Origin of the sequence: Thalassolituus sp. UBA2009, from assembly GCF_002335285.1 — a bacterium.
GTDB lineage: Bacteria > Pseudomonadota > Gammaproteobacteria > Pseudomonadales > Oceanobacteraceae > Venatoribacter > Venatoribacter alkanivorans.
On sequence record NZ_DDCJ01000135.1, the window covers coordinates 33,537 to 51,745 of the forward strand.

Consider the following 18,209-nt stretch of genomic DNA (forward strand, 5'->3'; position numbering starts at 1 on the left):
ACTTCTTATACCGTTGACAGCGTCAGCGGTGAAGTGACCCGTGCTTTTGATAAAACCCTGACCCGCCAATAAACCGGGCGTTAGTGCAATAACGCATAATCCGCTGTCACCCGTGTGGCAGCGGATTTTTTTTGCCTATGCTTTGATCATGGTCCGGTAAATGCCGGCTGCAGAATCAGCAAGGAGAACCGTTATGAACGTAATCGCAACGCAGGATCTGAAAATACTGATCACTGGCGGAGCCAGTGGTATTGGTGCCGCTACCGCCAGGCTGCTGGCAGCGGAAGGTGCTCAGGTATTGATTGCCGATGTACAGGACGATGCAGGAAATGCTCTGGCTAAGGAGCTGGGTTCACGGGTGCGTTACCGGCATCTGGATGTGGTCAGTGTTAAGGACTGGGAGCAGGCAATCGCTTTTGCCGAAGCAGAATTCGGCGGCCTGAACGCACTATTCAATAATGCCGGAGTCGTGGGTTTCAGTGGTGCAGAAAACAGCTCGCCGGAAGAGTTTAAGCGCGTAACTGATATCAATTTATACGGTGTGTTTCTCGGCATTCATTGCGTCACACCGGCGCTGAAAAAAGCAGGGGGCGGGGCCATTGTAAATACCTCATCCACGGCAGGTTTGCAGGGTTATGGCGGTCTTGCCGGTTATGTTGCCAGTAAATGGGGCGTACGCGGGCTGACCAAGGCCGCGGCGCTGGATCTGGCGCCATATAATATCCGCGTGCTGTCATTACACCCGGGGCCAATACGCACAGCCATGACCGATGGCTTGCCCGATAATATTGCTCAGGCGCAGCCCATTCCCCGGTTTGGTGAGGCGCTTGAGGTCGCGCGCATGGCGCGCTTTATGTTTACCGAAGCCACCTATTCAACCGGCAGTGAATTCGTCATTGATGGCGGCGCCGTGACCGGACAGGTATTATCCTGGGCGGACGAATAACTTCGTCATCGTATGTTGTCAGAGCTGCTCAGTATATTGTCAGAGCTTTGCTCTCCGCTGTAAGCAAGCTCTGACATCGCCGGTTTCCGTCAGGAAATACGGTTGTATCCCCAGGTCGGTATGCGGTTTAAAACAGTATGAAAATTACTCTGGAAATGTGGCGCACTTTTGTTGCCACCGCTGAGCAGGGCAGCACCATTAAAGCGGCAGAATTTCTCTGCAAGAGCCAGTCGGCGGTGGTGCACAGTCTGAAAAAAATGGAATCTTTATTAAATCAGCCTTTATTTCAGGTTCAGGGGCGTCAGTCGCAGCTGACGCTGGCCGGGGAACAATTGCTGGTGCAGGCACGGGCTTTACTGGCCCGCGCCGAATCGCTGGAAATAAAAGCTACCGATAGTGCTTTGGCACAGCGTCAGGAAATCGCCCTGGCGGTGGATGTCCTGTTACCTCCGGCATATTGGTTACCGCGACTGGCGCAGTTCAGCGCAGAAATGCCACAGGTGTCGGTACAGATTTATGAAAGTGCGTTATCGGGTGCCGCGCAGCTGCTGGAACAGGGGCTGGTTGCTGTCGCCATCGCCAGTCAATTACCCCATGACATACTGAGTGAGCCTTTACTGGCGCTGCGTAAACACTGTGTCTGCGGTTTATCTCATCCGCTGGCGAGCGCCGGGCAACTCACTGACAGCGACCTTAAACAACACTGCCAGATCGTGTTGCGTGATAGTGGCAGCGCCAACCGCGACAGTGGCTGGCTGGCAGCACAGCAGCGTCTGACCCTTGATTCTGCAGCACTTGCCCAGCAGGCGGTAGAAGCCGGTGTGGGCTTTGCCTGGCTGCCGGAATATCTGATTACCGGGCGGATGCAGCGCCTTACTCTGGCAGCCGGCAATGAGCGGGAAGTGGCCTTGCATATCGGTCTGAACCCGGAGTTTGCACATCTGACTGCCGTTGCCCGCCTGTATGAATTGCTGATCCAGACCCCGCCTGCCGAATAAACATGCAAAAAACGGCGTATATTCAGCCGTTCTTTTCATTATTTTTTATTTTCCCCTGGCCGTAATCTGCTCTCCGTCCAATATCTGCAACAGGAGAGCAGTAATGATCACAATCGATTTTTTCCATGATGCTGTTTGCGGCTGGTGCTATGTGCTCAGCCCACGTTTACGCCGCTGGGCGGACCATCCGCAGGTTCAGATCCGTCAGCGCTGTTTTGTATTGCAGCGCAATGAGCAGGAAATGATTGAGCGCTTTGGCTCAATGGCGCTGGCAAAAGCCGAAATTCTGCGCCACTGGCAGCAGTGTCAGGCAGCTGCCGATGATCCGGCCCGTTTTAATACCGAGGGCATGCGCGCCAAGCCTTTTTCTTATCCGTCCGGTTGGCTGGCGGCACTGTTCGCCAAGGCCGCAGAAATAACCTACGGCACTGCTGCCCACTGGGATATGTTCGATGAAATTCAGCGTCGTCACCTGCTGCTGAATGAAAATATTGGCAGTGAAGACACTCTGATAGCCGCAGCCAATACGCTGGGATTTGACGGTAAGGCTCTGGCGGCACAGGTAAAAACGGAAGAACTTCGCCTGCTGGTGGAAGATGATATAGCGCTGGCACGGCGGCTGAATGTTCGTTCGATTCCAACCTTGCTGATTAATGGTAAAACGCTGGTTTCCAGCACGTTAAGCAATGAGCAGTTAGAACAATTAATTGAACAGCAACTGGCGGAGGCGGCATGAAAAAATTACTGGTTTTATATTATTCAAGTTATGGCCATATCGAAACCATGGCACAGGCCGTAGCAGAAGGTGCCGGTAAAATTGAGGGGGTCGACGTCAGCCTGAAGCGTGTACCGGAAACCCTGAGTTCTGAGATAGCGGAAAAAGCCGGTATTAAAATGCAACAGGCCGGAGATGAAGCCAGCGTTGCCGAATTAGCCGGCTATGACGGTATTATTTTTGGCACGCCAACCCGCTTCGGCAATATGGCAGCTCAGATGCGAAATTTCCTCGATCAGACCGGTGGCCTGTGGATGCAGAATGCACTGGTGGGAAAACTGGCCAGTGTGTTTACCTCAACCGGCACCGGCGGTGGTAATGAAACCACGATACAGTCGTTTCATACCACGCTGCTGCACCATGGTATGTTGATTGCCGGCCTGCCTTATACCGCTCCGGGGTTAACGGATATCAGTACGGTAAAAGGCGGCTCACCGCTGGGCGCTGCCTGTATAGCCGGTGCTGATGGCAGTCGTCAGCCGTCAGAGCTGGAGTTGAGTCTTGCCGCTTATCAGGGAGAATATATGGCGCGGACACTGTTGCGTTTGCAACCGGTTTAAACGTTATTAAAAAACATAAAAAAGCCCCGGATAATGGGGCTTTTTGGCCTGCATTCTCTCTTTTGCAGAATTATTCAGCGGTTGCAATAAAACGGCTGTACAGTTCTGCGGTTTCAGCCGGAATTTCGACCATCGGTAAATGACCGATTCCCGGATAAATTTTTACCTGTGCCTGTGGCAGCTTTTCTTTGAATACCTGTGCGGCTGATACATCCAGTACGCGATCTTCCTCTCCCCAGATAATCAGCGTTGGCATGGTGACTTTTGCACTCAGCTGTTGCTCAAACTGGCTGGCTGCCAGCTCTTCGCGGGTAGCGAGCATATCGCTGAATATTTCGCGGTTAATACCTTCGCGGGCGATGGTTTTACGCACAACCACCGGACGCAGCGGCCATGGCAATAGTGGTGGTTCGCTCATGACGAAATTCCAGCGGTATTCAAAACTTTCTTCGTCGGTAGCGATTAACGGATTTTTGCCTTCGGCCAGTGCCTGCATATATTCGCTTTGCTCTGGCGCATCAACACCGGCAGCATCAATTAAGGTCAGGCTGAGAATCTGTTGCGGATAGCGGGTGGCATAAATGGCGCTGATAGCACCGCCCATGGAATTACCGGCAATATGGAATTGTTCAGCGCCCGTCGCAGCCATCAGCTTATGCAGGCGTTCAGCCTGGCGGATTAAATTATAATCCTGAGTTGATGGTGCCGGGGTGTCACCGTGACCGGCCAGGTCGGGAATAATCAGGTGATAATCCTGTGGCATTTCAGCGGCAAATTTCAGCCAGGTATCTTTGTTGGCAGAAAAACCATGCAGCAATAAGACGGTTGGCCCTGTGCCCTGACGTTCCAGATAACGCATTTCCACATCACCGGTGGCGGCCTGTTTCAGGGTCAGGTCGGCGCTGCTGCGGGCCAGGTTAATGGCTTTGTCATAAATCACTTCCTGCTGACTGGCCGAGCAGCCGCTCAGCATTAATGCTGCGAAGGTCGTGGCGCCGATAAGCAAGCGGGTGGACGTCTGAAACATGGCTGAGATAGGCCGCATAAAAAATACCTGTAATTTTATTATTGAGAGACGCTGGTTCAGACCGTTCTGGCACTGTCCTGCAGACGTTTGATCAGTTGCAGGGCGTGCTGCAGGGCGTCTTCGATCTGGGCCGGTGGCAGAACATGGTGAGGCCGGCAGAGCAGCAGGATGCCATCTGCCCACTCAATGTGAAGGTGAGGATGCGCCAAAAGCCAGTCGCAGACCTCTGGTTTCAGTAAGGCCCACAGGCGTTCGCCATTCTGGCTGTGCAGCTGCCACTGGCGCAGCAGCAGGGGTTTCTGCTGTGCCGTTAATGAGGCGAGCTTCTTGTGCTGGCTTTCGGAAAACACATCTTCCTGCAACCAGCGCTTGCGACAGATGCTGAAGGCACTGGCCTCGGGCAGCGGGCAGGGCAACAGAATAACGGTCTGGGTCGACGCACCTCCGGCCCCGATCAGGCTGTAATCAAACAGATTAAGGTAGCGGCTGTCATCGTTCTCCAGTTGCCCTTCAAGCAGATGACGGAAATGGCGGAACTGGCCAATATCCAGCAGCTGAAAGTGCGCGTCGCGGATACGCTGGCTGAGTGAGGCATAAGGCCGGTAAGCCAGTTTCAGCTGATCAGCCAGAGCCGATAATTCACTGCCTCTGCTACCTCGGTCGACTAGCATCAGCAGCAGTAACAGGCCGATAATGGCGGCAATTATGATCAGACTCAGTAACGGCGTCATGCTGGGTGTTCACTCTGGCGTACGGTTGCTTTCCGTGTGAGTGTAACACTCCTGTATGATGCGCGTACGGCAGCCGGATTGTCTGCCGGTTCTGCGCCGACTGAGCATTATCAGAGCCTGTTTAATAAAGATGAGCAGGCCCTGGGAACATTCAAGGAGACTGTTTTGACTGTTGAATCCCCGGTTTTGTTTGACACCCTGACGACCCGTTCTGGCCATAAGATTGGTGTTCTGACCCTGAATGCCCCAAAAGCCATGAATGCTGTCGATCTGACCATGGTGAATCTGATCGACAAGCAGCTGAAGCGCTGGGAAAAGAGCGACAAGCTGGTGGCGGTACTGATGCGTGGTGCCGGTGATAAAGCCTTCTGTGCCGGTGGCGATATCCGCCAGCTGTATGACAGCATGCAGGCCGAAGGCGATGAGCATTGCCGTTATGCTGACAATTTTTTCAGCGGCGAATATGGCAAAAACTACCGCGTTCACCTGTTTTCCAAGCCGCTGATTGCCTGGGGAAATGGCTTTGTCATGGGCGGTGGCTTAGGGCTGTTTATCGGCGCTAATCACCGCGTTGGTACTGAGACACTGAAGCTGGCCTGGCCGGAAGTCCGCATCGGTCTGTTCCCGGATGTTGCTGCCACCTGGTATCTGTCACGTTTGCCATATCCGGCGGGTCACTGGATGGGGTTGTCCGGCAGTCATATGAATACCGTTGATTGCAAAGACCTGAAACTGACTCACTATTGCCTGCAGCACGCCCAGCTGGATGAGGTTCTGGCGCAGCTGCGTCAGCAAAACTGGAGTGATAACCAGGCCGAAAACCATTATTGCGTGCGCTCTCTGTTGCAGCAGCTTGAAGGCTCAGCAGCGGCGGAGATGCCCGCCAGCCAGCTGCAACCGGTGCAGGCCGAACTGAATGAGCTCTTTGCCTGCGACGATCTGAGCAAAATAGCAGCGCGTTTTGCGGCGCACAGCACAGACAACGCCTGGCTGCAGCAGGGACTGAATAACTTTAAAGCCGGCTGTCCGGCAACGGCACACCTGATTATGGAGCAGTTGCACCGCGGCAAGCAGATGAGTTTAAAAGAGGTGGTGCAGTGGGAGCTGGTGCTGGCCTATCAGTCGGTGCGGCATCCGGACTTTGCCGAAGGCATTCGTGCCATGGTGGTGGATAAAGATTTCAGCCCGCGCTGGCAGCACGCTCATGTGGATGATGTGCCGGCCAGCTGGATTGAGGCGTTGCTGGAATCTCCCTGGCCGCAGGATAAGCACCCGCTGGCCGGTATTTAGTCGGCGCTCAGCGCAGCGCGTTTTGCGTGGCTTCGGCTTCTTCAGTCAGTTCCTGCCATTGGGTAACTTCATCGTCGGCATCCAGCCCCAGGCGCTGATAGGAACCCAGCTCACTGCGCTTGATCCGTGCCAGCGGGTGATCGCTGCCGTCGTAGCTTTGCAGCGTGGCAACCTGGATCAGGTCGCAGTAATCCGCACTGTCGGCCTGATGCTGCAGATTCAGATATTCCTTCGGTACATTGACCAGATCCGGTGAAAACTCCCAGCTGCGCAAAATATAGCTGCCCAGAGACGGATGCAGTTTTTCCAGTACCAGATCCAGTGAGAAGCTGTCGTTGAGCAGGTCGCTGTGATTTTCGGCATAAGCGAGAATCGGCAGCATACCGATCTGATGTACCAGTCCGGCGAGCATGGCTTGATCCGGCTGCAGTTTAGTGAAATGCCGCGCCAGCACCTGAGCCGATGAGGCGATCTCCATGGCCCGTGCCCAGCATTCGCGCATGCGTTTATCAATAATGTCGTGGGTGGCCTGAAACATCTGCTCCATGGCCAGGCCGATGGCCAGATTACTGGTGAAATCGATACCCAGGCGCGAAATGGCGGTGCCAAGGTCGGTGACAGGGCTGTTGGCGCGGATTAACGGGCTGTTGGTTACCTTGATAATGCGCGCACTGAGCGCCGGGTCCTGAGCGATGATCTGACTCAGCTGGGGAATGGTGGCGTTGGCATCTTCTGCCACTTCGCGTACACGTAAAGCAATCTCGGGCAGGGTGGGCAGCACCAGTTCGTCCTTCTTGATCTGGGCTACGATATCGTCTTTTACCTGTTGTGCCAGGTTGCTCATGGGCCGGCCTCTTAAGCGCTCCGGCCCTGTGGCCGGATCAGTTGTCTGTGATGGCAGGATCAGCGTCGCTGTTATTCTGCTCAGTTGTGCCTTCAGTATAGGAAAGACGGGCGAGAGTGACGGGAATTTCCCCGGCTTTTATGCCGCTCTCTGGCCAGTCGCTGTTCATCACCGCCAGGCCAAGACGGCCGCACCAGGCGGCAATGTCGCCCAGCGTCTTACCCTGACTGTCCTGCAGGGCGGTCATAATGGCGATATTGGCATCCGCGACAGTGCTCACGGCGACCAGATTCTTTTTGCTTTTGCCCAGATACTGCAGACGCGCAACGATCTCCTGACCGGTATAGCAACCTTTGCGGAAGCTGATGCCCTCGTGGATATGCCAGTCGATAAACTGTGGCACCCAGGCTTCGCGGCTGGCTTCTTCGACCCAGACAATGCCTTCGGCAATGTCGCCCAACCACCATTGATGCTCGGCAGTAAGTTTCGGGGCCTGTTGGAGTTGGGCGTTGGCTTTTTCTGCTGGCAGCCAGTATTCAACCCGGCCATCCGGCCAGTGCAGGGTCAGGCTGTTATCACTGCTGTCGTGCTGCAGCAGGCGGCCATCGCTCAGGCTGTCAGGGTTGTCGTCGTACGCAGACAGCTCGGCAGGCACATCGGCAGTGACCAGCCAGTCGTCCAGATGTTCGGTCATGGTGACCTTAAAAAACACCGCGTAGCGTGCCAGATGCTGGCGCAGCGCGCTGACCTGAGCCCGTGGCAGACGCAGCCAGACGCTGTCGCCATGGCGGGCAATCACAAAGTTCGCCACCATGCGGCCTTTGGCGGTACAGCAGGCGCCCAGAGTCCAGCGGTCTGCTTTAAGGCTGGTCATATCGCAGGTTAATTGTCCCTGCAGAAAGCGTTCACTGTCCGGGCCGCTGATTTCCAGCAGGGCAAAGGCGGAAAGCCAGGTCAGCCCCTGTGTGGCAGGTTGCTCCGGGATGAACCCCTGCGGGTCAATTTGGCCGGGAAGTACGATGGATGCTTCAGACATAATGAATACGGGTCTTGTGTCGGTGATAACAATATGGCCGCAGTTTACTGCAAATTGGTCATACTCTTAACGTTGCAGATTGTGTGGCTATCGGGCTTATACCACCGTCGGGATAGCGGTATCCGCTGCCAGCTTTGATATACTGCGGTTTTATCACCGGCGTGGCCGCACCCTGCGACTGCTGCCGTTTACCTTCTGTTGTTTACTTTTATTGCTTATCTGGGAGTTCCGAGTGTCTGACGAAATTGAAGCGAAACGCGTCCGCTGGCACAGCCGCCGTGGCATGCTGGAGCTGGATGTATTGCTGGTTCCTTTTGCCGAAGAAGCCTTCACCGGTCTGAGCGCAGACGATCAGGCCCGCTACCGTCAGCTGCTGGAATGTGAAGATCCGGACCTGTTTACCTGGTTTATGGAGCATCAGGTTCCGGATAATGCCGATCTGGCTCGCATTATTGAACTGGTGCGGGAGCATGCCCGCAACCGCTGAGTGGGTACTGCAGTCATCGCGCCGGCAACGCCGGCTCGATGGCGTCTTTCTGTTGTTTTCCCTGCTGATTCTTGTCTGGCTGCTGCCGTTGTTGTGGTGGTTATGTGCAGCATTTTTCCTGTTAGTTCTGACAGCCTTAGGCTGGCGCCAACCTGTGGTGCGTAAACTCGGTTATGACAGCCGTGGCTGGTGGTTTGAGTATCGTGGTCGCAGGCTGCCGGTGCGCTGGCGCAGTGGCAGTGTAAGGCGGGCGGATGTGCTGATACTGGAGTGGTCGTTCTGGCCCTGGCAGCGGCTGATGATCCGGCCTGACAGCCTGAGCAGTGCGGAGGATTACCGCCGCCTGACGGCGGCGTTATATAACGATCTGCACTGATGCTCCGGGTATGAGGCGGGTGTCAGGTTGGTGCAACGCAGATTCAGAGCTCACCCAGCTCTTTCAGATATTTAGGCGTCAGCACGGTATCGAAGGCGCGTGGCAGCGGTTGCGGATAGTCACGGCTGAAATGCAGGCCGCGGCTTTCTTTGCGCAGCAGTGCCGAGCGGATGATCACGTCGGCCACATCCACCAGATTACGCAGCTCAAGTAAGTCATTACTTACCCGGTAGTTGCTGTAAAACTCCTGAATTTCCTGCCGCAGCATCTGCACCCGGTGCTGAGCACGTACCAGCCGTTTGGTGGTGCGCACAATGCCAACGTAATCCCACATAAAGCGCCGTAATTCGTCCCAGTTATGGGCAATCACCACGTCTTCATCGGAATCGGTCACCTGGCTGGCATCCCAGGCCGGCGCTTTGGGGGCCGGTTCGTTACGGTCGATATTGGCGGCAATATGGGCGGCGGCGGAGCGGGCAAACACCAGACACTCAAGCAGCGAATTGCTGGCCAGGCGGTTGGCCCCGTGCAGACCGGTGCTGGCGGTTTCGCCGATGGCATACAGGTTTTCGATATCGGTGCGGCCATGGATATCGGTTACCACGCCACCACAGGTGTAATGTGCCGCCGGTACCACCGGAATCGGCTGGCGGGTGATGTCGATTCCCAGCTCCAGACAGCGCTCATAAATAGTGGGGAAGTGCTCTTTGATAAAGTCAGCCGGTTTGTGGCTGATATCGAGGAACAGGCAGTCGGCACCGATGCGTTTCATCTCATGGTCGATGGCGCGGGCGACGATATCCCGTGGTGCCAGTTCGGCGCGTTTATCGAAGCGCTGCATAAAGCGCTGGCCGTTGGGCAGCAACAGCTTGCCACCTTCGCCGCGCACCGCTTCGGTAATCAGGAACGACTTGGCCTGCGGGTGATACAGGCAGGTCGGGTGGAACTGGTTGAATTCCATATTGGCGACGCGGCAACCGGCGCGCCAGGCCATGGCGATGCCATCGCCGGAAGCGCCGTCCGGGTTGCTGGTGTACAGATACACCTTGCTGGCGCCACCGGTGGCCAGTACCACTGAGCGCGCGGTAATTACGTCGACATCGCCGGTATCGTTATTGAGAAAATAAGCGCCGATACAGCCATGACCGCCGCTGCCGAGTTTTTCGCGGGTGATCAGATCAATGGCGATGTAGTTCTGCAACAGTTTGAGGTTGGGCTTTTCTTTCGCCCGTGCCAGCAGCGTATCGGAGATGGCATGGCCGGTCGCATCGGCGGCGTGAATGATGCGCCGTGCGCTGTGGCCACCTTCACGGGTCAGATGGAAATGATCCGGGCTGTCCTGAGTAAAGGGCACGCCGATATCAATCAGCCACTGAATGGCAGCGGTGGAGTTTTCTACGGTGAAACGCACGCTGGGTTCATGGCACAGACCGGCACCGGCGATCAGGGTGTCCTGCACGTGGGCCTCAACACTGTCGTCTTCATCCAGCACCGCCGCCACGCCGCCCTGAGCCCAGCGTGTGGAGCCTGCATCCAGGCTGTCTTTGCTGATGATGGCGGCATTAATGTGATCAGGCAGTGACAACCCCAGCGTCAGGCCGGCGGCGCCGCTGCCAATAATAAGAACATCGAAAGAGAAAGATTGGCTCATGCTGTATTGTACGTATCAAAGTGGTGGGCACTATAATGCCGCCGCGGTGGCTTATGCCAGTGCCGGACGGGCCATAACGGACGCTGTACGGGGAATAACTTTCTGTCCGTCATCGGCCACATATGCCACCCATGATACACTCTGGCGGAACTAATCCGAACAAATCCCCTCTATCCTCCCAGAACCAGGTCGACACACTGGCATACAGGAGGCTGGGTAGATGAGCTTAGCAATGGCTGTAGAGACACAGCGCACGACAGCGGAAAAAAGCATGACAGATCAACAATCTACAGATCGGCAACTGGTTGCCCGCGTACAGAAGGGCGACCGGCGCGCATTTGATCTGCTGGTCATCAAATATCAGCACCGCATTCTGGCGCTGGTCGGACGCTTTGTCCCTGACTTTGCTGAGGCTCAGGACGTGACTCAGGAAGCCTTTATCAAGGCCTACCGGGCACTGCCTGGCTTTCGTGGTGAGAGTCAGTTTTATACCTGGATGTACCGCATTGCAGTGAATACGGCAAAAAATTATCTGGTCAGCCGCGGGCGCAAGACACCGACCCGCGATATTGATCTGGATGATGCCGAGTTTTTTGCTGACGAAGCTAATATGAAAGATATTGAAACTCCGGATGGTCTGCTGCAACGCGATCAATTGCAGAAAGTGGTGTTTGACGCCATCGAAGCCCTGCCGGAGGAGCTGCGTATGGCCGTAACCCTGCGTGAGCTTGAAGGTATGAGCTATGAAGAAATTGCCGAGGTGATGGAATGTCCGATCGGCACCGTACGGTCGCGCATCTTCCGCGCCCGTGAAGCCATTGACCGCAAAATGCAGCCACTGCTGGCCGATACCGCCAGCGCCATTGCCTGACCGGGAGGATAGCAACCGATGAACGAACGCATGAATGAATCCTTATCCGCCCTGATGGACGGTGAAACCGACGAACTGGAAGTCCGCCGTTTACTTAATCAGCTTGAGCAGGACGATGAACTGCGCGGTACCTGGCAGCGTTATCAGATGATTGGTTCACTGATGCGCGGTGAGCCTGCCGCTGCTGTTGATCTTTCGCGCGGCATCATGCAGGCGCTGGATGGCGAGCCAATGGATGAAGTGAGCCGCCCTCGGGTGGTTGTGGCCAATAACCACAAGCTGCGCTGGTTGGCCTCAGGAGCGGTTGCCGCATCGGTAACGTTGGCGGTACTTGTCGGGGTGAGGCTGAACAGCGTTGAGCCAGATGCCCTGGTCGCTGAGCAGCAAACGCAGATGCCTGCAGCGGTGCAACTGGCATCGGCGCCGGTACAGGCTATGTCTGAAGCCGATGCTGCCCAGCTTGAAGCCGCACAGCGCAAACTGCAGGAGTACGTGCTGCAGCATACTGAGCAGGCGACTATGACCGGCAGCCGTGCAGCCATTCCTTTTGCCCGTGTGGTGGATTTCCAGCAGCCTGCTGAGGGCAGCAAATGAGGGGAGGCAGACTACTGCTTACCCTGAGTTTCAGTCTGCTCGTGCTTAGCGCGCAGGCTGAGGAAGGCGCCCGGGGCTGGTTGGAACGCATGACCCAGGCCTTTCAACAACAGAATTATCGCGGTGTTTTAATCTATGGTGATGGTCAGGAATGGCAGACCCTGGCCATTACTCACGCAGTAATCGATGGGGTGGAGCAGGAAAAACTGCAGCACCTTACCGGCCTGCCGCGTGAAATGGTGCGTCATGGTCATGACATTGTCTGTATTCATCCCGGCGACCACTCCCCACGCCTGAACAGCGAACTCAGCAACCCATTACACGGTTTTTCCCGGGTGATGGATATTGATGATGGTCAGTATCACTTTACGCTTGGCAATGTGGAGCGTATTGCCGGACGTTTTGCCCAGCGTTTACAGGTAACTCCGGTGGATGCGGACCGCTATGGTTATCAGCTCTGGCTTGATCAGGTTACCGGCCTGTTATTGCGCTCTGATCTGCTGAATCATCAGCAACAGGTGCTGGAGCGTTTCCAGTTTGCCCAGATTGAGATTGGTCCTGATATCCCGGCGACTGCCTTTGAGCCCGATGATCAGGGGCATAAACTGACTCTTTACCCTGTTTCCCCCGACCATGAGCAGATCAGTACGGCCGATATCGGCTGGTTACCTGGCTGGGTTCCGTCTGGTTTTCATATTACTGCAGTGATTCAGGCCGGATCGCCGCAGCCGCAAATGGCGGCTGAGCAGAAGGATGACTCCGGGGCCATGAGCAAATTGCCGGTACGCCTGATGTACAGTGATGGTCTGGCCGCTTTTACCTTGTTTATTGATCCCGTTAGTCAGGAACACCTGCCGGAAATGACCAGCCGCTGGGGCGCCACCGCAGCGGTTGTGCGCTATCGTGAGCATTCTTCCGCAGAGGCCGATGGCGACAATCAGAGTCGTTTAAGGGTGACCGTGGTGGGTGAATTACCGGCCGATACCATGATCCGTATCGCGACATCGGTCGTTCCCGCAGCTCTGGCGGAACAGAATACCGACAGTGCAAACAGCGCGCTGTCCGCGGCAGAGGAATAAGCAGGCGATGAGTCAGGAAATCGTTGAAGTTATAGAGCAGGGCGATGGCGGTATCTGGGTTGAAGCCGTGCAGCGCAGTGCCTGCAACAGCTGTAATGCCCGCTCTGGTTGCGGTCAGCACAGCCTGAGTAAACTTGGTCGGCCGATGCGCCTCTGGGTCAGTACCGAACAACCGCTGCAGCCGGGTCAGCAGGTGGTGCTGACGCTGCCCGACGGTAGTCTGGCACTGAGTGCACTGGCTCTGTATGGCCTGCCTTTACTGGGCCTGATTGGCGGCGCGGTTATCGGCCAGCTGAGCGGCAGCGATGGCTGGGCTGGGGTGGCAGCTCTCGCTGGGCTGGCGGGCGGTTTTGCCCTGGCACGCAAGCTGGCGGCACGCTATCAGTCACAATGGCAGCCGACTCTTAAGCCCGGTTGTGAACGTATCCCTATGATCCACTCAGAACACCTTTGAGCAAGGAAAAACCATGACACAGATGATCCGTATGTTAGTGCTGCCTCTGCTGTTGCTGGCCTCTTTGGCCCGGGCGGAGTTACCCGATTTCCGTGACCTGGTGAAGGAAACTTCGCCGGCCGTGGTCAATATCAGTACTGTGCAACATATGCAGAATAACGGCTTTCAGCAGCGTTATGGTCTGCCGGAAGATGTGCCGGAAATTTTCCGCCACTTCTTCGGTGCACCGGGGCAGGGCCCTCGTGGCGGTGAACAGGAGCGGGCATCGCTCGGCTCCGGTTTTATCGTCTCCAAAGATGGCTACATCCTGACGAATAATCATGTGATCAAGGATGCCGACGAAATTGTTGTGCGCCTTAATGATCGCCGTGAGCTGGAAGCCAAACTGATTGGTGCCGATGAGAGCTCCGATCTGGCCCTGCTGAAAGTTGAAGCCAAGAATCTGCCAATCGTAGAGCTGGGCGATTCGGATGCGCTGGAAGTGGGTGAGTGGGTTGTCGCCATTGGTTCACCTTTTGGTTTTGATTACTCGGTGACGGCCGGTATTGTCAGCGCCAAGGGCCGCAGCCTGCCGAACGAAAACTATGTGCCTTTTATCCAGACCGACGTGGCTATTAACCCGGGTAATTCCGGCGGCCCGCTGTTTAATCTGGATGGCAAAGTCGTGGGCATCAACTCCCAGATCTACACCCGCTCCGGTGGTTTTATGGGCGTGTCTTTTGCCATTCCGATCAATGTGGCCATGGATGTCGCCGATCAGCTGAAAGAAAAAGGCAAAGTCAGCCGCGGCTGGCTCGGTGTGGTGATTCAGGAGGTCAGCAAAGACCTGGCTGAGTCTTTTGGTCTGGAAAAAGCAGCCGGTGCTCTGGTCGCGCAGATTGTGCCGGGCAGTCCGGCGGAAGCGGCTGGCCTGAAAAATGGCGACATCATTACCCACTTCAACGGCAAGTCGATTTACCTGTCGTCCGATCTGCCGCATCAGGTTGGCCGGGTGAAGCCGGGCAGCAGCGTCAAGCTGGACGTGGTGCGCAACGGTAAGCGTAAGAAAATCAACGTGACCATTGGTGTACTGCCGGATGGTGATGGCGCCGAGCTGGCGCTGAACAATGCCAGTCCGAAAGAAAGCACCAGCAACCGTCTGGGTGTGGTGGTCAGCGAACTGTCCGACGCGCAGCGCAAAAGCGTCGGTGATGGCGTGGTCGTACGTGATGTGAAGCGTGGTCCGGCGGCTTTTGCCGGACTGGTCAACGGCGACATCATTACCATGATTGCCGGTGAGCCGGTGCGCAGCATGGACGATTTTAATACGGTGGTTGCCAAGCTGCCGGCTAACCGCAGCGTACCGATGCGTATTGTGCGCCGTGGCGCGGCGATGTTTATCCCGCTGCGGATTACCGAGTAATTGCAGCAACAGACAAAGCCCGGCCCTGGCCGGGCTTTGTCGTTTATGGCTATCAGCCAACATAACCTGTGCCAGATAGCGTACAAAATAGCCTTTGCCCTGCCTTTCAAGTAAAATCGCCCACCATTTCAATTAACAACCGGGTTGTATTCTGTGAGCCAGCTGGACCACATTCGTAACTTTTCCATCATTGCCCATATCGACCACGGCAAATCCACTCTTTCAGATCGTTTTATTCAGGTATGTGGCGGCCTTTCCGACCGGGAAATGCAGGCGCAGGTACTGGATTCGATGGATATTGAGCGTGAGCGTGGCATTACCATCAAGGCCCAGAGCGTGACGCTGGACTATAAAGCCCGCAATGGTGAGGTTTACCAGCTGAACTTTATTGATACTCCGGGACACGTGGATTTCAGCTACGAAGTCAGCCGTTCGCTGTCTGCCTGTGAAGGGGCACTGCTGGTGGTGGATGCTGCTCAGGGCGTTGAAGCCCAGTCGGTCGCCAACTGCTATACCGCCATTGAGCAGGGTTTGGAAGTTCGCCCGGTACTGAACAAGATGGATCTGCCGCAGGCTGATCCGGATAAAGTCGCACAGGAAATCGAAGAAATTATCGGCCTGGATGCGACCGATGCTGTGCGTTGCAGCGCCAAAAGCGGTCTGAATATCGAAGATGTGCTGGAAGATCTGGTGGCTAATATCCCGCCGCCGGAAGGTGACCCGGATGCGCCGTTACAGGCGCTGATCATCGACTCCTGGTTCGATTCTTATCTGGGCGTTGTCTCCCTGATCCGGGTGAAAAACGGCAGCATCAAGAAAGGCGACAAAATCCGCATGAAATCCACCGGCCGTGACCACCTGGTGGACGGTATTGGTATCTTTACGCCGAAAATGACCCCGACCGGCGAACTGGGTACCGGTGAAGTGGGTTATATGGTCGGCAGCATCAAAGACATTCACGGTGCGCCGGTGGGCGATACCATCGTCAGCGCGAAATTCCCTGATGTCGATGCGTTACCGGGTTTCCAGAAAGTGAAGCCGCAGGTGTATGCCGGTCTGTTCCCGGTATCTTCCGACGATTTTGAAGCCTTCCGTGATGCGCTGGAAAAACTGTCGCTGAACGATGCGTCGCTGTTCTATGAGCCGGAAAATTCCGACGCACTGGGCTTTGGTTTCCGTTGTGGTTTCCTTGGCATGCTGCACATGGAAATTATTCAGGAGCGTCTGGAGCGCGAATACGACCTCGATCTGATTACCACCGCACCAACGGTAATTTATGAGGTGGTGAATAAAAAAGGCGAAGTGCTGATGGTGGATAACCCATCAAAACTGCCTGATCCTGGCGTAATCGATGAAATGCGTGAGCCGATTGCCGAATGTAATATTCTGGTGCCACAGGAATATCTGGGTAACGTGATTACTCTGTGTATTGAAAAACGTGGTGTGCAGGTGGACATGCAGTACACCGGCACGCAGGTGGCGCTGAAATATGAAATTCCGCTGGCCGAAGTGGTGATGGATTTCTTTGACCGTCTGAAATCGGCTAGTCGTGGTTTTGCCTCACTCGATTATAACTTTACCCGTTTCCAGGAAGCGCCGCTGGTGCGTCTGGATGTGCTGGTTAACGGTGAACGTGTGGATGCGCTGGCGGTGATTATGCACCGTGACAACGTTCGTCGCCGTGGTGCGTCGCTGACCGAAAAAATGAAAGAGCTGATTCCGCGGCAAATGTTTGATGTGGCGATTCAGGCGGCAATGGGTAATCAGGTTGTTGCCCGCACGACGGTAAAAGCGCTGCGTAAAAACGTAACCGCAAAATGTTATGGTGGTGACGTCAGCCGTAAGAAAAAACTGCTGCAGAAGCAGAAAGAAGGTAAAAAACGAATGAAACAAATCGGCAGTGTGGAAATCCCACAGTCTGCCTTCCTAGCTGTTCTGAAAGTGGATGATTAATATGCGTCGTCAGCGTGGTCTCTCAATCGTTTCGATTCTGGTTGTATTGTTTGTGGGTATCCTCCTGGTTAAAGGAGCTATTACTCTGATTCCAATGTATTGGGACAATAAACTGATCGGAACCATTCTTGATGGCGTAACCAAGGATCGCGAATATCGCGCCGATATGAGACCTAAGGATTTCAAGCGACTGCTGGAAACACGACTGCAGGACAACAATATTAAAGCCAGTCTCGATGAGCTGAAAATCCGCAAGGGTGATCAGGGATTCACACTGGACTGGACCTATGAAGCCCGTGACACCTATCTCGGGAATATCGATATGGTGGTACGCTTCCAAGTGCAAAAAGATTTTACTCAGTGAACAATCCCCTCGTTAAATTATCTCAGCGCCTGGGCTATAACTTCCGCGATGAATCGCTGGTTATGCTGGCGCTGACACACCGCAGTAAAGGTATCAGCAATAACGAACGGCTGGAGTTTCTTGGCGACTCGATTCTGAATTTTGTCGTCGCTGAAGATTTATACCGCCGTTTTCCCCAGGCGAAAGAAGGCAAGCTGAGCCGCCTGCGTGCGCGCATGGTAAAAGGCGAAACACTGGCGGTGATTGCCCGTGAATTCGATCTGGGTGATTTTCTGTTACTCGGCTCCGGTGAATTAAAAAGCGGTGGGCATCGTCGCGAATCTATCCTGGCCGATACGGTTGAAGCCTTAATTGGTGCTATGTATCTGGATGCTGGTCTGGAAGCCGCACGCGAGCGCATTCTGTCCTGGTACGCAACCCGCCTTGATGCCTTAACGCTGGAAGATCCGATTAAAGATCCGAAAACCCGTCTGCAGGAATATCAGCAGGGGCGTAAATCCAGTCTGCCGAAATATGAAGTTCTGAACGTCGAAGGCCCGACCAACGAGCAGGTATTTACCGTTGAGTGTCGTATTCCTGAACTGGCTGATGCGATTGTCGCCCAGGGCAGCAGCCGCCGTGGTGCCGAGCAAAGCGCCGCCGCTCAGGTTCTGACTATACTGGGCATAGACGAATCAGCAGAGCCTGCGCATGACGCAGGAGAGGAAGAATAATGACACAACGTACCGGCTATGTAGCCATCGTTGGCCGCCCGAATGTGGGCAAATCCAC

General features: G+C 55.1%; 20 protein-coding genes. 15 read left to right on the forward strand and 5 right to left on the reverse strand.

Annotated features, from left to right (window positions below; all coding sequences use genetic code 11):
* Positions 1 to 193 precede the first annotated feature (193 nt).
* The 4 genes from B3P58_RS16025 (at position 194) to wrbA (ending at position 3,279) form a co-directional block, all read left to right on the forward strand.
* Positions 194 to 946, forward strand: a complete 753-nt coding sequence (locus B3P58_RS16025) for an SDR family oxidoreductase (RefSeq protein WP_286719013.1) — start codon at positions 194 to 196, stop codon at positions 944 to 946.
* 137 nt (positions 947 to 1,083) lie between these two features.
* Complete coding sequence (locus B3P58_RS16030) at positions 1,084 to 1,944, forward strand: LysR family transcriptional regulator (protein WP_286719014.1); 861 nt, start codon at positions 1,084 to 1,086, stop codon at positions 1,942 to 1,944.
* A 103-nt stretch (positions 1,945 to 2,047) separates the two neighbouring features.
* Positions 2,048 to 2,680 (forward strand): DsbA family oxidoreductase, encoded by a 633-nt coding sequence (locus tag B3P58_RS16035; RefSeq protein ID WP_286719016.1) that lies wholly within the window; start codon positions 2,048 to 2,050, stop codon positions 2,678 to 2,680.
* A complete protein-coding gene (wrbA, locus tag B3P58_RS16040; RefSeq protein WP_230331489.1) occupies positions 2,677 to 3,279 on the forward strand; it encodes an NAD(P)H:quinone oxidoreductase in 603 nt (200 codons plus the stop codon). The genes B3P58_RS16035 and wrbA overlap by 4 nt, the downstream gene beginning before the upstream one ends.
* 70 nt (positions 3,280 to 3,349) lie before the next feature.
* On the opposite strand, the gene B3P58_RS16045 is transcribed toward wrbA, so the two are convergent.
* Together B3P58_RS16045 and B3P58_RS16050 are read right to left on the reverse strand one after the other, a co-directional pair.
* Positions 3,350 to 4,324 carry an alpha/beta fold hydrolase gene (locus tag B3P58_RS16045; RefSeq protein WP_286719018.1) on the reverse strand — a complete coding sequence of 325 codons (975 nt, stop codon included), beginning with the start codon at positions 4,322 to 4,324 and terminating at the stop codon, positions 3,350 to 3,352.
* Positions 4,325 to 4,362: 38 nt separating this feature from the next.
* Complete coding sequence (locus B3P58_RS16050) at positions 4,363 to 5,037, reverse strand: hypothetical protein (protein WP_260998817.1); 675 nt, start codon at positions 5,035 to 5,037, stop codon at positions 4,363 to 4,365.
* Positions 5,038 to 5,202: 165 nt separating this feature from the next.
* On the opposite strand from B3P58_RS16050, the gene B3P58_RS16055 reads away from it, so the two are divergent.
* Positions 5,203 to 6,327, forward strand: coding sequence for an enoyl-CoA hydratase/isomerase family protein (locus tag B3P58_RS16055; RefSeq protein WP_286719020.1), 1,125 nt, complete (start codon positions 5,203 to 5,205; stop codon positions 6,325 to 6,327).
* 7 nt (positions 6,328 to 6,334) lie between these two features.
* Here B3P58_RS16055 and B3P58_RS16060 read toward each other — a convergent pair whose 3' ends face one another.
* On the reverse strand, positions 6,335 to 7,171 hold the full coding sequence (locus tag B3P58_RS16060) for an HDOD domain-containing protein (RefSeq protein WP_145469158.1): 837 nt from the start codon (positions 7,169 to 7,171) through the stop codon (positions 6,335 to 6,337).
* 37 nt (positions 7,172 to 7,208) lie between these two features.
* Positions 7,209 to 8,207, reverse strand: a complete 999-nt coding sequence (locus B3P58_RS16065; protein WP_286719022.1) for a YgfZ/GcvT domain-containing protein — start codon at positions 8,205 to 8,207, stop codon at positions 7,209 to 7,211.
* A 232-nt stretch (positions 8,208 to 8,439) separates the two neighbouring features.
* Here B3P58_RS16065 and B3P58_RS16070 point away from each other — a divergent pair, with 232 nt between their 5' ends.
* Complete coding sequence (locus B3P58_RS16070; protein ID WP_145469160.1) at positions 8,440 to 8,694, forward strand: succinate dehydrogenase assembly factor 2; 255 nt, start codon at positions 8,440 to 8,442, stop codon at positions 8,692 to 8,694.
* Complete coding sequence (locus tag B3P58_RS16075) at positions 8,678 to 9,070, forward strand: hypothetical protein (RefSeq protein WP_286719024.1); 393 nt, start codon at positions 8,678 to 8,680, stop codon at positions 9,068 to 9,070. Before B3P58_RS16070 ends, B3P58_RS16075 begins: the two co-directional genes overlap by 17 nt.
* A 43-nt stretch (positions 9,071 to 9,113) precedes the next feature.
* On the opposite strand, the gene nadB is transcribed toward B3P58_RS16075, so the two are convergent.
* Positions 9,114 to 10,721 (reverse strand): L-aspartate oxidase, encoded by a 1,608-nt coding sequence (nadB, locus tag B3P58_RS16080; protein ID WP_225691524.1) that lies wholly within the window; start codon positions 10,719 to 10,721, stop codon positions 9,114 to 9,116.
* 271 nt (positions 10,722 to 10,992) lie between these two features.
* Between nadB and rpoE the strand changes: the two genes are divergently transcribed.
* The 8 genes from rpoE (at position 10,993) to rnc (ending at position 18,151) form a co-directional block, all read left to right on the forward strand.
* Positions 10,993 to 11,592: an RNA polymerase sigma factor RpoE gene (gene rpoE, locus B3P58_RS16085; protein WP_145469163.1), complete on the forward strand. Its 600-nt coding sequence runs from the start codon at positions 10,993 to 10,995 to the stop codon at positions 11,590 to 11,592.
* An 18-nt stretch (positions 11,593 to 11,610) separates the two neighbouring features.
* The gene (locus tag B3P58_RS16090; protein ID WP_286719025.1) at positions 11,611 to 12,186 is read left to right on the forward strand and encodes a sigma-E factor negative regulatory protein; all 576 of its coding nucleotides are present in this window, start codon (positions 11,611 to 11,613) and stop codon (positions 12,184 to 12,186) included.
* A complete protein-coding gene (locus B3P58_RS16095) occupies positions 12,183 to 13,265 on the forward strand; it encodes a MucB/RseB C-terminal domain-containing protein (RefSeq protein WP_225691525.1) in 1,083 nt (360 codons plus the stop codon). Before B3P58_RS16090 ends, B3P58_RS16095 begins: the two co-directional genes overlap by 4 nt.
* A gap of 7 nt (positions 13,266 to 13,272) precedes the next feature.
* A complete protein-coding gene (locus B3P58_RS16100) occupies positions 13,273 to 13,719 on the forward strand; it encodes a SoxR reducing system RseC family protein (protein ID WP_286719028.1) in 447 nt (148 codons plus the stop codon).
* 22 nt (positions 13,720 to 13,741) lie between these two features.
* On the forward strand, positions 13,742 to 15,121 hold the full coding sequence (locus B3P58_RS16105; RefSeq protein WP_414716585.1) for a DegQ family serine endoprotease: 1,380 nt from the start codon (positions 13,742 to 13,744) through the stop codon (positions 15,119 to 15,121).
* A 153-nt stretch (positions 15,122 to 15,274) separates the two neighbouring features.
* Positions 15,275 to 17,074 (forward strand): translation elongation factor 4, encoded by a 1,800-nt coding sequence (lepA, locus tag B3P58_RS16110; protein WP_225691527.1) that lies wholly within the window; start codon positions 15,275 to 15,277, stop codon positions 17,072 to 17,074.
* 1 nt (position 17,075) lies between these two features.
* Positions 17,076 to 17,438 (forward strand): DUF4845 domain-containing protein, encoded by a 363-nt coding sequence (locus B3P58_RS16115; RefSeq protein WP_230331112.1) that lies wholly within the window; start codon positions 17,076 to 17,078, stop codon positions 17,436 to 17,438.
* A complete protein-coding gene (gene rnc, locus B3P58_RS16120) occupies positions 17,435 to 18,151 on the forward strand; it encodes a ribonuclease III (RefSeq protein WP_145469170.1) in 717 nt (238 codons plus the stop codon). Before B3P58_RS16115 ends, rnc begins: the two co-directional genes overlap by 4 nt.
* Positions 18,152 to 18,209 lie beyond the last annotated feature (58 nt).

What these genes read in the sequence shown, in the direction of transcription:
- B3P58_RS16025 (WP_286719013.1), top strand. Translation starts at nt 194, where the DNA reads ATGAACGTAATCGCAACGCAGGATCTGAAAATACTGATCACTGGCGGA.
- B3P58_RS16030 (WP_286719014.1), top strand. Translation starts at nt 1,084, where the DNA reads ATGAAAATTACTCTGGAAATGTGGCGCACTTTTGTTGCCACCGCTGAG.
- B3P58_RS16035 (WP_286719016.1), top strand. Translation starts at nt 2,048, where the DNA reads ATGATCACAATCGATTTTTTCCATGATGCTGTTTGCGGCTGGTGCTAT.
- wrbA (WP_230331489.1), top strand. Translation starts at nt 2,677, where the DNA reads ATGAAAAAATTACTGGTTTTATATTATTCAAGTTATGGCCATATCGAA.
- B3P58_RS16045 (WP_286719018.1), bottom strand. Translation starts at nt 4,324, where the DNA reads ATGCGGCCTATCTCAGCCATGTTTCAGACGTCCACCCGCTTGCTTATC.
- B3P58_RS16050 (WP_260998817.1), bottom strand. Translation starts at nt 5,037, where the DNA reads ATGACGCCGTTACTGAGTCTGATCATAATTGCCGCCATTATCGGCCTG.
- B3P58_RS16060 (WP_145469158.1), bottom strand. Translation starts at nt 7,171, where the DNA reads ATGAGCAACCTGGCACAACAGGTAAAAGACGATATCGTAGCCCAGATC.
- B3P58_RS16065 (WP_286719022.1), bottom strand. Translation starts at nt 8,207, where the DNA reads ATGTCTGAAGCATCCATCGTACTTCCCGGCCAAATTGACCCGCAGGGG.
- B3P58_RS16075 (WP_286719024.1), top strand. Translation starts at nt 8,678, where the DNA reads ATGCCCGCAACCGCTGAGTGGGTACTGCAGTCATCGCGCCGGCAACGC.
- nadB (WP_225691524.1), bottom strand. Translation starts at nt 10,721, where the DNA reads ATGAGCCAATCTTTCTCTTTCGATGTTCTTATTATTGGCAGCGGCGCC.
- rpoE (WP_145469163.1), top strand. Translation starts at nt 10,993, where the DNA reads ATGACAGATCAACAATCTACAGATCGGCAACTGGTTGCCCGCGTACAG.
- B3P58_RS16090 (WP_286719025.1), top strand. Translation starts at nt 11,611, where the DNA reads ATGAACGAACGCATGAATGAATCCTTATCCGCCCTGATGGACGGTGAA.
- B3P58_RS16095 (WP_225691525.1), top strand. Translation starts at nt 12,183, where the DNA reads ATGAGGGGAGGCAGACTACTGCTTACCCTGAGTTTCAGTCTGCTCGTG.
- B3P58_RS16100 (WP_286719028.1), top strand. Translation starts at nt 13,273, where the DNA reads ATGAGTCAGGAAATCGTTGAAGTTATAGAGCAGGGCGATGGCGGTATC.
- B3P58_RS16105 (WP_414716585.1), top strand. Translation starts at nt 13,742, where the DNA reads ATGATCCGTATGTTAGTGCTGCCTCTGCTGTTGCTGGCCTCTTTGGCC.
- B3P58_RS16115 (WP_230331112.1), top strand. Translation starts at nt 17,076, where the DNA reads ATGCGTCGTCAGCGTGGTCTCTCAATCGTTTCGATTCTGGTTGTATTG.